General features: G+C 49.9%; 10 protein-coding genes. 7 read left to right on the forward strand and 3 right to left on the reverse strand.

The features are described 5' to 3' along the window. Positions 1-10 precede the first annotated feature (10 nt). The gene (locus B0I27_RS01085; RefSeq protein ID WP_106290522.1) at positions 11-2,290 is read left to right on the forward strand and encodes a glycosyltransferase family 4 protein; all 2,280 of its coding nucleotides are present in this window, start codon (positions 11-13) and stop codon (positions 2,288-2,290) included. Continuing rightward, positions 2,287-3,297 (forward strand): glycosyltransferase family 4 protein, encoded by a 1,011-nt coding sequence (locus tag B0I27_RS01090; protein WP_106290524.1) that lies wholly within the window; start codon positions 2,287-2,289, stop codon positions 3,295-3,297. Before B0I27_RS01085 ends, B0I27_RS01090 begins: the two co-directional genes overlap by 4 nt. Here the strand turns inward: B0I27_RS01090 and B0I27_RS01095 are convergent. After that, on the reverse strand, positions 3,283-4,755 hold the full coding sequence (locus tag B0I27_RS01095; protein WP_106290526.1) for a glycoside hydrolase family 130 protein: 1,473 nt from the start codon (positions 4,753-4,755) through the stop codon (positions 3,283-3,285). The genes B0I27_RS01090 and B0I27_RS01095 overlap by 15 nt on opposite strands. Positions 4,756-4,814: 59 nt before the next feature. Then, positions 4,815-5,006: a hypothetical protein gene (locus B0I27_RS01100; RefSeq protein ID WP_106290528.1), complete on the reverse strand. Its 192-nt coding sequence runs from the start codon at positions 5,004-5,006 to the stop codon at positions 4,815-4,817. Positions 5,007-5,127: 121 nt separating this feature from the next. Here B0I27_RS01100 and B0I27_RS01105 point away from each other — a divergent pair, with 121 nt between their 5' ends. After that, entirely contained in the window at positions 5,128-5,874 is a 747-nt protein-coding gene (locus B0I27_RS01105; RefSeq protein ID WP_106290530.1) for a YoaK family protein, read from the forward strand. An 83-nt stretch (positions 5,875-5,957) separates the two neighbouring features. Here B0I27_RS01105 and B0I27_RS01110 read toward each other — a convergent pair whose 3' ends face one another. Next, the gene (locus B0I27_RS01110; RefSeq protein ID WP_106290532.1) at positions 5,958-6,845 is read right to left on the reverse strand and encodes an AraC family transcriptional regulator; all 888 of its coding nucleotides are present in this window, start codon (positions 6,843-6,845) and stop codon (positions 5,958-5,960) included. Positions 6,846-7,033: 188 nt separating this feature from the next. Between B0I27_RS01110 and B0I27_RS01115 the strand changes: the two genes are divergently transcribed. From B0I27_RS01115 to B0I27_RS01130, 4 genes are read left to right on the forward strand one after another with little or no spacing between them, the layout of a single operon-like run. Then, entirely contained in the window at positions 7,034-10,288 is a 3,255-nt protein-coding gene (locus B0I27_RS01115; RefSeq protein WP_245925394.1) for a SusC/RagA family TonB-linked outer membrane protein, read from the forward strand. An 18-nt stretch (positions 10,289-10,306) separates the two neighbouring features. Then, positions 10,307-11,830 (forward strand): RagB/SusD family nutrient uptake outer membrane protein, encoded by a 1,524-nt coding sequence (locus tag B0I27_RS01120; RefSeq protein ID WP_106290537.1) that lies wholly within the window; start codon positions 10,307-10,309, stop codon positions 11,828-11,830. A 10-nt stretch (positions 11,831-11,840) separates the two neighbouring features. Beyond that, positions 11,841-14,741, forward strand: a complete 2,901-nt coding sequence (locus tag B0I27_RS01125; protein WP_106291195.1) for an exo-beta-1,4-galactosidase — start codon at positions 11,841-11,843, stop codon at positions 14,739-14,741. Between the two features lie 24 nt (positions 14,742-14,765). Beyond that, positions 14,766-16,103, forward strand: a complete 1,338-nt coding sequence (locus B0I27_RS01130) for a sugar porter family MFS transporter (protein WP_106290539.1) — start codon at positions 14,766-14,768, stop codon at positions 16,101-16,103. The last annotated feature ends 10 nt before the right edge of the window (positions 16,104-16,113 follow it).

Below are 16,113 nucleotides of genomic sequence, written 5' to 3' on the forward strand. Positions count from 1 at the left end.
TCGTTCATTGATGAAAATTGCTTACATATCAACTTACCCCCCAAGGGAATGCGGCCTCGCTACGTTTAATCAGAATCTCATTCAGGCTATATCCTCCAACCAGAAAGAAAACGTATCAACAAAAAACGGGTACGTCATCGCACTAAATGATTCCGAAAGTCTTGATGAATACAACTATCCCGAAGAAGTAAAAGTAATTATCAGACAACAGCATATCGAAGATTATAATCAGGCTGCTGAGTATATCAATAAAGGCGATACAGACTGTTGTATCCTGCAGCATGAATTTGGAATCTTCGGCGGAGATTGCGGAGTATATGTACTTCCCTTCATTAAGAAGATTGATAAACCCATCATCTCCATCTTCCACACGGTACTGAAAAGTCCCTCATATCTGCAAAAAATGATCATCCAGGAAATTGCGCGGGTATCCGCCAAGGTTGTGGTGATGGGCAGATGCGCCGTCGGATTTCTTAAAGACATCTATGACGTGCCGGAGGAAAAAATAGAATTTATAGAGCACGGTGTACCCGACCTGGAAGCTCCTGTGCTAAATCAGGTAAAGGCCTCGCCCATGTTCGCTGGCAGGAAAGTGCTGCTCACATTCGGCTTGTTGAGCAGGAACAAAGGTCTGGAAACGGTGGTCAGGGCGTTGCCCGCAATAGCGGCCGTTCATCCCGAGATACTGTACGTCATCCTTGGAAACACACATCCCGGAATCCGAAAGAGCTCAGGTGAAGAGTATCGCGAATCGCTGATCAGTCTGGCCGAGGAACTTGGTGTGAGGGATAATCTGGCCTTCATCAACAAGTTTGTGACTGAAGAAGACCTCATTCAATATCTTACCGCCACCGATATATATGTAACACCTTATCTGAATGAAGCGCAAATCACCAGCGGTACCCTGTCTTACGCCGTGGGTGCCGGTGCAGCAGTCCTTTCTACGCCTTACTGGCATGCAACCGAGCTGCTGGATGAGGACCGCGGACGTTTGTTCAATTTCAAAGACCATACCCGGCTTTCTGATCTCGTACTTGAACTCCTGGAAGATCCGGAAAAGCTTAAAGCCATAAAGAGCAATGCCTACAACTATGGTCTGGGACTAAGATGGCCGGTTATCGGAAAAAGATACATCTCCATCGCGAAAGATGCTATCGAGAATCCTGATCTGAGTGATAAGATATTCAGTCAGATTATGGATGCAGAAGTGCTGCCTCCGTTTAGCTTGAAATACATAAAACTGCTTACAGACAGTACGGGTATTATTCAGCATGCCAAATACGGAATTCCGAACTGGAAAGAGGGCTATTGTCTCGATGATAATGCCAGAGCGCTTGTCATGGCCTTGATGTCTTACCAGCTCGACGGCAATGAGGATGCATTAAAATTGATGAATCCTTACATGAGCTTTATTCATTACATGCAGAATGAAGATGGCAGCTTCAGAAACTTTCTGAGTTACGGAAGGGAGTACCTGGATGAGCTTGGCTCCGAAGATGCATTTGGACGGGCTGTTTGGGCCCTGGGATACCTGGTGCGCTACTCTCCCGGTAACAGTTATGCGGAGTTTGGCGAAGAATTGCTCTGGAAAGCACTACCTCAGGCAGAAAACCTGAGATACCTGAGAGGGATCGCCAATTCCATCATTGGTATCTGCCATTATCTGAAAACGCATTCATCCGATAAGGAGATGATGAAGGTAATGCTCAGTCTCACAAAGAAATTAACCGACGCTTACGATACTACAAGCGGAGAAAACTGGCACTGGTTTGAAAATTACCTGACCTACGACAATGCCATACTTCCCCTTGCATTATATCATTCTGCCGAAATAACCGCTGATAAGAAGGTACTGGAGATCGCTATAAAGACGACGGACTTCCTTGAACTCCATACGGTAAACGATAAATATCTCAACCCGATCGGCAACGACGGCTGGTATTTCAGAGAAGGAGAGAAACCTTTAAATGATCAGCAGGCCATCGAAACCATGGCTATGGTGCTGATGTATTCACAGGCATTTTCCGTCACCGGAAAAGAAGAGTACATGAAAAAAATGACCCTGAGCTACCTATGGTTCCTGGGTGAGAATTCATTACGTACCCCGCTTTACGATCAGGAGACCGGCGGCTGCTGCGATGGTTTGCAGATGCATGGCGTCAACCGTAATCAGGGTGCCGAAAGTACGCTGGCCTATCTCATCTCACATCTCAGCGTGATGCTGGCCTTTAAACAAAACTATAAAAACAGCCAGGATGTCGGCAAGCTAGAGAAAGTGATGTTGAAATGAAGATAGCTGTACTTGCTCCGGTAGCCTGGAGAACCCCACCAAGACATTATGGGCCCTGGGAACAGGTTTCTTCTAATATCGCCGAGGGCCTGCTGAAAGAAGGCTTCGATGTAACCTTGTTCGCAACGGGAGATTCTCTTACCGATGGGAGCCTGGAATGGGTAACTGAAAGGGGTTATGAAGAAGATAAAGGCGTCGATGCCAAGGTGGTAGAATGCCTGCACATCAGCCATTTGATGGAGCGTGCAGATCAGTTCGATCTCATACACAACAACTTCGACTTTCTGCCTCTCACATATTCATCCCTGGTGAAAACCCCTTTTCTAACCACGATACACGGGTTTTCGTCTGAAAAAATAGTCCCTGTTTACAAGAAATATAACCGCTCTACCAGCTATGTATCCATCAGCAATGCCAACCGGCATGCTGATCTGGATTATCTGGGTACAGTTTATAACGGTCTGCAAACCGAACAATTCTCATTCAACGCTCATCCGGAAGATTACCTGCTTTTTTTTGGCAGGATTCATCCCGACAAGGGAACAGCAGAGGCGATACAGATTGCGCAAAGATCTAACCGCCGACTCATTATAGCCGGGATCATTCAGGATGCTGAATATTTCAGGGAGAGGGTGGAGCCATTCCTCAGCGATACCATTGTATTTGTTGGGGATGCCGGTCCGGAAAAACGCAACGACCTGCTGGGTAAAGCGTCAGCCCTGCTGCATCCGATCAGTTTTGAAGAGCCTTTCGGATTAAGCGTTGCCGAATCGATGCTTTGTGGCACTCCCGTAATAGCCTTCAACCGGGGTTCCATGCCTGAACTGATCAGACATGGAGAAACCGGATTTCTTGTCGCTTCACCAGACGAAGCCGTTGAAGCGGTAGAATTGCTCAATGATATCAGCCGGCAAGAATGCCGTGACTGGTCGTTTAGTCAATTCTCTAAAGAAAAGATGGTCAAAGACTATATACTGCTTTATCGAAAAATCCTATCCGGCTTTTGAGTCGCTGATGATTTTTTCAATTAAGGCATTTACATTAACAGAAGCGAAGGCCGATCCGTAGTCAGACAATCCGTAAGGGAATATCAGTTCGCCGTTATTGATGATAGCACCGCAGGAATAAACAACATTTGGCACATATCCTTCGCGCTCATCATGATTAGGAGCCAGCAAAGGATGCTTCAATCGGCCGATCTCAACCGAAGGGTCGTCCAGTTGAAGCAAGCTTGCTCCCAGGCAGTATTTCCTCATCGGGCCCACGCCGTGCGTGATCACCAGCCAGCCATGTTCGGTTTCCAATGGAGATCCGCAATTGCCTATCTGTGTGAATTCCCATGAATGCTGAGGCTGCTGCAGCATTTGAGGCTCCTCCCAGAAATTAATATCATGCGAGTACATGATGTAATTATTCCATCCGTCAATTCGCGACAGCATAGCGTATTTGCCATTAATCTTACGGGGGAACAGCGCAAGGTTTTTATTCTGAGCGCCTGCGCCATGCAGAGGTCTCATTTTGAAGTTGTAAAAGTCCGACGTCTGCAGCAGTTTAGGCATGATCATAGATCCATCGTATGCCGTATAAGTGGCGTAATATATTGCACTTCCGCTATCATTTACAAATTTTACAAAGCGTGCGTCTTCAATGCCTTTGCGTTCCAGCTCCGAAATAGGAAATATCACCCGGTCAGACAGGTCGGTGTCCAGTGAAAACGTAATCTCGTTATAAGAGTCAGACAGCCAGAGGATTTTTTCATACGCCAGCTTCTTCAGATCATCGGTCTCCAGACGCTGTGAGTCGAGTACAATTCTTCTGAGGGCAACATAGTCAAACTCTTCGTTTAACTTGTCCGACAGCTCTCCCAGGATGGTTGCGTCAATACGCGAAACTGCCGCCTTTTCAAAAAACAGCTCCTTCTTATAAACAGCACTTCTTATAATCTCTGCTTCATCTACGTAATTTCCCACCGGCAATACCTGGATGTTCTGATTACTGTCGATAATCGCTTTCCTGAACGCGATGGAAGATATATGGCCCTCACCTACAGCCCTGAAACTGATGATTAGTCGCTTTTGACCTTCCTCCAGATCAGACTGGTCGGGGTCTTCCACGATAGACGGGTTGAAAAATGCAGCCGACTCAATGGAATATTCATGCGTAAAATAGGCGCCCAGCAGCAAACGTCTGTTTTGCTGCAGCTCATCAAAGTCGAGGCCCATTCCCACGACAATGGGTTTGAGTCTGTTGCAGTGGCGGTACCATACCTTGGTTATATTTCTGTGCCTGCGGGAGTATTCTTGCAAAAGAGGAGAAAGGATCGCGAAAACCTCATCCTCGCTAAGATTCATGACTCGTTGTACGACATCCCTCGCACGCACTTCTCCATTGAAAAAGAAGCGTGCGATCACGCGTTTAGAATCCGGATAAACTTTAATTTGATGTCTTTTTATAGGAATGCGCATAAAAAAATAATGTATTTCTGAAAATGTGATAATAAGGAAAAGGAAGCTTAAGAAAGAATTTAGTCTGCAGAATTTTCGTCGTCCAAAACAAAATAGACGCTTCCGATATAAATGTCGTTATCTGCAGCAATTTTTATTCGCATTCTTTCGAGCTCGTTATCGTTGGCGGATGAGCTTTCCGGTAGGGATAAAAAATAAATAACGTTTCCCGTCTCACTGTTAATAAATTTGTAATGCTTAAGCTTGTCCATAGTTCTATATTTTTGGAGAGAGGGGGGAGTATATCTATAATACAGATAAGAGCGCCGTATAGTTTTTTATTTCCGTTCCGTCTCCGCAGGTTGCAGCATGTAAAAGCAAATTCTAATAAATATGTTCAGGCATCATGGTAAAGGTCGCACCTATTTGCACAATCTAAAACTGGCTTCTCTTCTTTCCTGCGTGGCCGGTATTGTCAATATCACCGGTGTGCTTTCCTTAGGCACACTGACCACAAATGTTACGGGTCATTTCGCCTTTTTTTCTGAATCGTTCTTTCTCAAGGACTATAGAATGGCCTGCATTTATCTGATTTATACCTTGCTTTTTCTTTTGGGAGCTTTTGTTTCCAACACGCTTTTGGAACTGGCATTAAAATACAGGCCTGATACTTCCTATATGTTTCCCATAGCCTTAGAAATCGGCGTGCTTTTCCTGGTAGCTTGCTCTAACCTACTGGGATTTAATCATTGGGCAATGAGTTCCGTGATCCTCTCATGCGCCCTGCTTTTTGCCATGGGACTTCAAAATGCACTGGTAACAACCGTATCCAGGTCAGTCGTAAGGACAACCCATCTGACCGGCTTATTCACCGATCTGGGTATTGAATTGTCACAATTATTCTTTTACAAAGGGCCTGCCGAACGAAAGAAGCTTCATAAAGCGATATCCTTAAAGGGGGCCATTATCGGCTGTTTTTTCTCAGGAGGATTAATCGGAGGATTTACTTTTCTGCTTATCGGACAGATTACGCTGTTTATCCCTATCGGAATCCTGTTTTTTAGTTTGTGGTATGATAGGTTGCTGCTCCGCTTTTATCATGTAAAAAGAAAGCTGAGACACCATCCAGCCCACAAATAGAAAAGAAACCGATCCGTCCTCCCTGTTATCTCGCCGTCATATTTCTTGACAAAAGTAACAGGCTCATCCTGACAGCCCCCCTCTCAATTCATTTTATTCTGATTACGGTAATGCACCGGAGAAACCCCCATGAGCTTCTTGAAAAAGCGCGAGAAATAGAAAGGGTCTCCAAAGCCCAGTTCGCGGCAGATCTCTTTAATGCTCTTGTCCGTAAAATACAGGTACTGACAGGCTGATTGCACCTTAATCTCCATGAAATACTGGTTGGGAGAGCTTCCCGTCTTCGCGCGGAAAAGCCTGGAGTAATGCGTAACCGAGAGATTTTGCTGAGAAGCCAGTTCCTGAACCGAATACAGGGCACGCGGATTCTTTTTCATGAATTGAATAGACCGGCTGATTTTATCCCCCGGAGGCGTTAAAAGGTCTACTTCACGTGGATACAGCAGGCTGGATATAAATTCCAGGTATTTAATATTGACGATTTCCAGGTTCCGTTCTTCAAAGCTGTTTTCCATCATGCTGAAGATGCGCTCGAAGTTTTCAATCCTGTTTGCGTCATAAGCGAGGAAAACGGGTTCCTGCTGCAGCTCTGCATACTTTTGAAACAAATGATCAGCATACTCTCCAATAAAATGCAGCCAGTAGATCGTCCATGGATCTACCAGAGAACTCTTGTAGTGATGAGCAAGATCTTTAGGTAAAATCACGAAGTGATTCGGCCCCAGCTCGACGGTTTTGTCGCCAATGCTGACCGTTCCGGTTCCCGCCGTGCAGTAAAGGAGGATATATTCGCTGCATCCCGACTTCCTTTCCCGGTCATGATAGGCCGCATGTGGAAAGTAGCCGCTAGCCACCACATGGAAGCGGCTGATCAGGTCGTTTTTTAAAATATTACGCCTGATGTTGGGTGGCAAGACAATCATCTTTTGCCCAACGAAACCGTCTTTAATTTTCTTCTGTGCTGATTTCATCTGGCGGCATCTTCGTGCGGAGCTAAGATAAAACAGTTTTCGTTTCCTTTACCTGTAAAATGGTATGATAATCCATTTCTTGAAATGAAAATTCCATTCAAAATAATGTGTTGTCACATTATTTTTGATATACTAACTGAAACCAGAAACCAATCAATTACAACATTCTTTCATAAACGTAAAATCCCATGAAAAGAAAACTAACTTTTAGGTCTTTCATTATACTCATGACCATTCCGGCCATGTGTCCGCTTTACGGCTATTCGAACAATAATCTGGTCGGAGCGGCAGGCGCGGGTGGCAGGCAGGTGCGGGCTGAGCAACGTTCCGGTGTCCTCCCACAGCAAGTCGTGGTCGCAGGTACCGTCAGAGATGAAAAGGGCGAGTCACTGCCCGGAGTAAGCGTAAAGATCAAGAACGCTCCGGGAGGTGTCAGCACCGACGTCAACGGAAGGTTCAGCATCTCCGTTCCCAATTCCAACAGCACCCTGGTCTTTAGCTATGTCGGCTATACCCCCCTCGAAGTAGCCGTAGGAGGAAGAAGCAGCCTGAACGTGGTGCTGAAAGAATCTTCCACCGCGCTGACCGAAGTGGTCGTCATCGGTTACGGAACCCAGTCAAAGGGAAATAATACCGGCTCTATCGCCAAGATCACGTCCGAAAGTATTGAAGAACGCCCCATCGCGAGAATTGAACAGGCTTTGCAGGGACAAATGGCAGGTGTCGCCATCAGGAACACCTCCGGAGCGCCCGGCAGCGATATCTCCATACGCGTCCGCGGTGCTTCCTCCATTTCCGGAGATGCTACCCCGCTTTATGTGGTCGACGGCGTTCCGCTGGATAATTTATCGGGTATTAACCCCGCCGACATTCAGTCCATCGACGTCTTAAAAGATGCCGCTTCTGCCGCCATCTATGGCTCCAGGGGCTCCAACGGGGTTGTACTGGTAACTACCAAAAGAGGGAAGACCGGCACGCCTGTTATTACCGCGTCGGCATATACTGCCGTATCCAACATCGAAAGAAAAGTAGATGTTCTGGATTCCGACCAATGGATAGAGTTCAATCAGAAATGGCTCGACAGACAATGGCAGATTAATAATCCTACCCAGGATCCAAACGCTACACAGGAGCAGCGTATCGCGTACGCGCAGAGCCGGGCTCCTCAGGGAACAGTTTACAACACGCGTCAATCACTGGTGCCTATCCGCGCCAGCTACGGGATCTATGACCCTTATTGGGGAACCGATGCGCTGGAGCCTATCGACTGGCAGGATGAGCTCTTCCGTTCCGCTCCCAGCAGAGATATTCAGCTGAATGCCTCCGGAGCGACAGAGGCCCTTTCCTACGCCATCTCCGCAGGCGTGTTCCAGCAGGATGGGGTGGTTCACGCTTCTTCATTTGACAGGTATTCCCTTCGCGCGAACCTCGATGCGAAGATCAATAAGTTCATCCGCGTGGGCCTGGTGCTCGCACCCTCTCTCGGCCTGAGGGAAGGAGCGAACGTAGACGGAAAGGATAACGCCGTTTCCCGCTCGCTGAGTTATGCAGGATGGGCATTAGCGGGCTCAGGAAGAATGGCTGGCGCAGATCCATACAAGTTTTATGGCGAGTGGGGCGCAGGAGCAAATAACGTAAGTCCCTATGTCCAGGCAGTCTACAACGAACGCCTGAACCGCGATGTGCGGATGAACAGTTCCTTTAATGCCACCATCGATATCGCGAATGGTTTGAATGTCAACGCCCTGGTTGGCTGGAACTACAGAGGCAACAGAGAGCGTTCCTACAGCCCTACATGGATCCAGGGAACCTGGGATACATCGGTACCGGGCGAAAGGTCTTCTTCCCGATATACCACCGTGCAGGGACATTCGCTCCTGACTCAGGCCACGATGAACTACGACAAAACCTTTGGCGATCATAACTTCAACGCTTTGCTGGGTATCGCCCGGGAGACCTATAATCAGGAAAATACCGATCAGGGACTAAGCGGTTTCCCTAACGACAAGACCTGGGTGTTCAACAAAGAGCGGGCAACCACCGTTAATTTTAACACCATAGGAGCCTCAGAAAACGCCCTGCTTTCCTACTTCAGCCGGCTGCAATACAACTATAAAAGCAAATACCTGTTCGCCGCCTCCCTTCGTAGTGACGGTTCATCTAAATTCGGAGAGAAAAACCGCTGGGGCCTATTCCCGGCTCTTTCCGCAGGATGGCGAATTGATCAGGAAGATTTCCTGAGTAGCATGGACTGGCTGAGCACCACGAAGCTGAGCGCCAGCTGGGGACAAACAGGAAACGACCGCATCGGTAACTCCACATTCGTTTCGAATATGGCTGCCCTGAACTACGTCTTCGGAGATAACCAGGCAATCAGCAACGGATACGTGGTAGGCAATATTTCCAACTCCCTGCTCAGATGGGAAAAAACAGATAGCTATAACCTGGGTCTTGACCTCGGATTCCTGCGCGATCGCTTCACCTTATCCGCAGCCTACTATTACAAAAAGACCAGCGACCTGCTGCTCAGCGCGCCTGTTTCACTTACAACCGGCTTTTCCAATATGATGGACAATATCGGTAACGTGGAAAATAAGGGTTTTGAGCTCGAGCTGAGAACCTTCAATACCGTTGGAGCCTTCAAATGGAACAGCGGCCTGAACGTAACCATCAACAGAAACAAGATCACCAAGCTGGGTTCAGGCGATGCCGACATCCGTATCGGTCAGGGAAATACCATCATTCAGCGCGTGGGTCACGCCATCAATTCCTATTATCTGCTCGATGCAGTCGGCGTCTTGCGTGAGGCAGACTTCGACCGCGACGCCAGCGGAACCTGGCTTGCGAAGGTGCCGGTCTGGTCAGGTCAGAAACCGGGTGACACCAGGTACCGCGATGCAAACGGCGACGGCAGGATCAACGCTTCCGACTATATCGTAGCCGGTAATTATCAGCCCGACTTCGAATGGGGATTCACCAACAACTTTAGCTACAAAAGCTTCGACCTGTCCATCCTGCTCCAGGGACGAGTGGGAGGAGATCTTCTTGCTATCGGTTCAAGAGGCTGGAACAGGCCAACGAACGATCCGAAGTGGTTGTACATGGAGCAATGGCTTACGAAAGCCTACTGGTCAGAAGAAGAGCCGGGCAACGGTAAGGTTCCTGCATTCTTCTCCGCCGTTACCAGCGAATACGATACCAACTGGATGTACGATGCAGGTTACCTGAGAATCAAGAACATCAATCTGGGATACAACCTGCCCCTAAAAGCCAAATTCATCAACCGGGCACGCTTGTATGTATCCTGCGACAATGTGTATATGTGGGATAACTACTATCCGGGCTTCTCTCCCGAAGGCGCATCGCAGGATAACGCCTCTGCCGATTGGGGATCCTATCCGCAGGCACGCACATTATCTTTAGGTTTTACCGCAACATTTTAACGATCAATCTATCAGGACATGAAACCATTTAGAAATCATATAGTCACTGTAATGACCATGATGTCGGCTCTTTTAGTAAGCTGCGATAAGGACATTATAGATATCGATCCCATCGAGAACAATACCGCAAATGCCTTTTATCAAAATGAGATAGAGGCCAGGCAGGCCATCACCGGCATCTATGCGCGTCTCGGCAGAAACGGAACCAATACCGATTTCGCCACCGACTACTACTGGCTGGCTTCCGAGAACCGTTCAGACCTGCTCTACTTGTCCGAAGGAACTTCCGCACAGAACGACCAGCTGGAGCTCCGGAAATACCTCATCTCTGCCAACTCAGGAACCGTTTCCGGTATCTTCGGAAGGCTTTACAGCCTGATCAAAGACGCAAACAGTTTATTGTTCAGAACCAAGGAAGGGGAGTACACCCGCTACAGGGCCGAAGCCAGATTCTTGAGAGCATTCGCTTACTTTGAACTGCTCCGCTCATTCGGTCCGGTTGCCCTCATCACCGAACCCATTGAAAACCGCGATGCCGTTGCTTTACCCCGGGAAGAACCGCAGGTCATCTATGCGCAGATCATCGCCGACCTGGAGTACGCAGCCGCGAACCTGAATAAATTCTATACAGGAGCCGATGCCGGAAGAATCGGCAGTGTGGCAGCCAATGCGCTGCTGGGCCAGGTGTACATGACAATGGCGGGATATCCCCTGAATGATGCAACCGCATACGCTAAGGCGGAAAGCGTGTACGCCGGGATCATCGCCGACGTGGACACCCGCTTCAATCCCGACTATACCAAGCTTTTTATCCTCGCAAACGAGAACAAGAACGATATCTTCTCTATTCAGTTTGCCTCCGGCGGATCTAACGTAGGCTCCAGCCTTCCCGGTTTCATCACCAACTCGCCCTCCTCCGGCTCTCCGTTCCCGGAGTGGACCTATGCCACTTACAATCTGCAGGGGCAGGACGTACGCGTGGATACCATGCTCGTCAACCGCATGAAGGCAAGAGGCGACAAGCGCCTGATGGCCAGCATCGATACGGGCTACTGGAACAGCACCAATGCCGCTACACGCAGCTGGGTAACACGTAATATCGTGACCAAGTTCCTCGAAAAGGATAATACCAATACCACGATCAAAGCCTGGAATGACTTTCCGCGAAATTTTACGATCATCCGTCCAGCCGACGTATATCTGTATTATGCCGAGGCCCTCATCGCCAATGGAAAAGCCGCTGCGGCCAAACCCTATGTGGATAAGCTGAGAACGCGTGCGGGTCTAACGCCCCTGGCTGCTGCTCCTACACTGGAGAATATCAAAGAAGAACGGAAATACGAGTTCATCGGAGAGGGAAGACGTTACTTTGACCTGGTCAGATGGGGACAGACAGAAGCCATCAATACGCTGAGCGCTTTTGCAAGGCATTACCATTCCAATACGAACGGACAGCTGCCATCCGCAAAAGACCTGCTGCTGCCTATTCCTCAGAATGAGCTGAACACCCGCAATAACTGGATCCAGAATCCCGATTATTAACAACATGACTATGAGCATAAAACTGCCCACCATCTGCATGCTATTCATCGCCCTGCTGGCGATGAATAGCCTTAAGGCGGATGTCATCCCTTTGCAAGGTACCTGGAAGTTTGAGATCGACCGGGAAGATAAAGGCGTCGACGGTAAATGGTTTAGCCGGAACCTCGCCGATCAGATCAAACTACCCGGTTCTATGGCCGAAAACCGGAAGGGCGATCCCATAACGCTGGAGACAAAGTGGACGGGCAGCATTTACGACAGCTCCTTTTATTTCAATCCGCGGCTCGAAAAATACCGCCAGCCCGGCAATATCCATATCCCTTTCTGGCTCACTCCCGCAACGCATTATGTAGGTGCCGCCTGGTACCAGAAAGAGGTGACCATTCCCGAGGACTGGAAGAACAAGCACATCATCCTCAACCTCGAAAGGGCACATACCGAAACCAGGGTCTGGATTGACGATCAGGAAGCAGGAACACGAAACTCCCTTGCCGCAGCGCATGTTTATGAGCTCAGTTCCCTGCTTAAACCCGGCAAACACCGCATCACCATCCGCGTCGATAATCGCATCAAAGAAGTCAACGTGGGTCCCGATTCACACAGTATCAGCGACCATACCCAGGGTAACTGGAATGGAATCGTCGGGAGTATGTTCCTGGAAAGTACGCCACAGGTCTTTATTCAGGACATCCGCATCTTTCCCGACGTGGCCAACCGTAAGGCCCGGATAAAGATGCTCATCGCCAACCGCTCCGGCGCAAAAGTCAGCGGCGAGGTCAGACTGAGTGCCAAAAGCTTCAACGTAGCCGAAAATCATGAAACCGTTCCGCTCAGCGCCCGCTTTACGGCAGCACAATCAGACAGCACCGAACTGGATCTGGAACTCCCCTTCGGAGAAGGCATGCTGACCTGGGACGAGTTCGAACCGGCCCTGTACAGGCTTAAGGCGACACTCCTCAGCAAGGGACTCAGCACAGAAAAGCAGGTACAGTTTGGTATGCGCGATTTCAAAATCAAGGGAAAGCAGTTCCTCCTCAACGGCAGACCGGTGTTCCTGCGGGGCACCCTGCATAATGCGGAAGCACCCTTGACCGGCTACCCGGAAATGAAAGCCGAAGGATGGGAGAAACTCTTCCGTACCGCGAAGCAATATGGCCTTAACCATGTCAGGTTTCACTCCTGGTGCCCGCCTGAAGCCGCGTTTATCGCTGCCGACATCGTAGGGATCTTCCTGCAGCCCGAAGCGCCGAGCTGGCCGAACCACGGACCGAAGATCGGCCTGGGGCAGCCTATCGACAAATACCTCTACGAGGAGACCGAGCGCATGATCCGCTCCTATGGCAACTACGCTTCCTATACCATGCATTCCGCCGGCAATGAGCCTGCGGGTAACCAGGTGAAGTATCTGAACGATTTCGTGGACTTCTGGAAAAAACAAGACCCGCGCCGGGTATATACCGGTATGTCGGTCGGCGGCAGCTGGCCCGTTGTCCCTAATGCCGAGTTTCAGGTACGCGGCGGCGTAAGAGGCCTCCCCTGGAACAAAAGACCGGAAAGTATCACCGATTTCCGGGAGGGTATAGCGCCCTTCAGCGTCCCTTTTATCGCACATGAAATGGGGCAGTGGTGCGTCTTCCCCAACTTTGAAGAGATCAAAAAATACACGGGCGTCTACCGCGCCAAAAACATGGAGATGTTCCGGCAGGATCTCCGCGACCAGGGCATGGGAGAGCAGGGACGCGACTTCTTTATGGCCTCCGGTAAATTGCAGGCGCTGTCCTATAAGCACGAAATGGAGAAGGCATTGCGGACACCCGGTTACGCCGGGTTCCAGCTACTGGGACTGCAGGACTTCCCCGGACAGGGAACCGCACTCGTCGGCCTCATTGACGCCTTCTGGGAGCCTAAAGATTATATCTCTGCCGAAGAGTTTTCGCGCTTCTGCAATTCCACCGTCCCTCTGGCGCGACTCTCCAAATTCGTGTTTACCAACAACGAGAACTTCCAGGCACAAATCGACCTCTTCCGTTCCGAGAAGAACGAGCTGCAAAACGGCCTTCTGCGCTGGAAGATAAAAGATGCTGCCGGCAAGGAGCTGAAAAGCGGAAGCTTCAGTCCCAAAACCTACGGCAACGGAAACGGCATGCCCGTTGGCAATATCGACTTCTCATTAGCAGAAATAACACAGCCATCCCAACTGAACCTCGAAGTATCCCTGGATCAGACAGCCTTCGTTAACGACTGGAACTTCTGGGTGTATCCCGCTAAAACTCCCGAACCATCCCCGGCGGTCCATTACACCACCGAGCTGGATCAGAAAGCCAAAGATGTACTGAAGCGCGGAGGGAAGGTCTTCCTGAACGCCGCAGGCAAGGTAGTGAAAGGCAAGGAAGTGCAGATGTATTTCCAGCCCGTCTTCTGGAACACCTCCTGGTTCAAGATGCGCCCGCCTCACGTAACCGGAATGCTCATTCAGGAAAAGAGCCCCGCATTCGCGGATTTCCCAACCAGCTATCACAGCGATCTGCAGTGGTGGGACATCCAGCACAACGCCCAGCCCATGATCCTCGAAGATTTCCCGGCAGGCTTTAAGCCGCTGATCCAGCCCATCGATACCTGGTTCCTGAACCGGCGACTGGCTTTGGTCTACGAAGCCAAAGTAGGCAAAGGAAAGCTTATGGTGAGCAGTGCCGATCTGCGTAAAGACACCGACGACCGCCCTGCAGCCAAACAGTTATTCTATTCACTGCAGAAATACATGGCTTCCGACAAGTTTAACCCGGCACAGGAAATCGATATCAAGGTCATCGAAGATGTATTCCGTACACCATCCCGGCAACAGTTCGATACCTACACGAAGGACAGTCCGGATGAGCTGAAGCCCAATTCCAACAAGAACAAGGTAAAATAAATGGCATACAGCCCTAAGCATCACATGAAAGAAACGTATAATAGTCGTTATATTCTCGGTATATCGTTTATCTCCGCTCTTGGAGGATATCTATTCGGCTTTGACTTCGCGGTCATCTCCGGCGCGCTCCCCTTTCTGCGGGAGCAGTTTCAGCTCAACGCCTACTGGGAAGGCTTCCTGGCCGGCTCGCTGGGACTCGGATGTATGCTCGGCTGCCTCATTGCCGGAAAGCTGGCAGAAAAATACGGCCGTAAACCCGGACTAGCGCTAGCCGCAGTAATCTTCGCCCTCTCATCTCTGGGCATGGCCTTATCCACCGGACTGAACGTCTTCATCCTGATGCGCTTTGTCGCCGGCATAGGGGTCGGCATGGCCTCCATCCTGAGTCCGCTCTACATCGCCGAAATTTCCCCCGCCTCCGTAAGAGGGCGCAACGTCGCCATTAACCAGCTCACCATTGTTTTCGGGATCCTCATCACCAACCTGGTCAATTATAAGCTGGCAGGCTATGGCGATCAGGCCTGGCGACTGATGTTCGGCTTTGGCTTCATCCCTTCCGTGCTCTTTCTGATCGGCGTGGCCTTTCTGCCCGAAAGTCCCCGCTGGCTGATGGCCCATGCGCGGGAAGCACAGGCAGCAGCCATTCTGCAAAAGATCGGTAGTCGCGACTATGCAGTAAAAGCCGTTTCCGACTTCAAACAAAGTTTCAACAGCGGGCAGGCCCAAACCTTTTCCGCCGTATTCTCCAAAGCCGTTCGTCCCGCCATCACGATCGGTATTATTCTGGCCGTATTTCAGCAGCTATGCGGTATCAACGTCGTCTTTAATTTCACCTCTACCATCTTCGAATCCGTCGGTGCCGATCTCGACAGGCAACTCTCCGAAACCGTAGCCATCGGCATTGTCAACACCCTGTTTACCCTGCTGGCCATGTGGCAGGTCGACAAGCTGGGCAGAAGGCCGCTGATGCTGGCCGGCTCACTCGGCCTGGCCATCGCCTATCTGGTTCTGGCAGCACTGCTGCAGGGCCAGGCCGCCCCAATATGGATCAGCCTGGTCGTATTGATCGCCATAGCCCTGTATGCCACCTCCCTGGCGCCCGTTACCTGGGTGCTCATCAGCGAGATCTTTCCCAACCACATCCGGGGCCTGGCCTCTTCGGTCGCCATCGTATGCCTCTGGGGAGCGTATTTCGTACTCGTCTTCACCTTCCCGATCCTGGCCGAGCTATTGGGTACCTACGGTCCCTTTTATCTCTACGCAGTGATTTGCCTGGCGGGATTTATTTTCATCAAAGCCCGGGTCAGGGAAACCAAGGGACAGACCCTCGAAGAACTGGAGAATAATTTCGTCGCACACTAACAAGCATTTT

Origin of the sequence: Arcticibacter pallidicorallinus, from assembly GCF_003002875.1 — a bacterium.
GTDB classification, from domain to species: Bacteria; Bacteroidota; Bacteroidia; order Sphingobacteriales; family Sphingobacteriaceae; genus Arcticibacter; species Arcticibacter pallidicorallinus.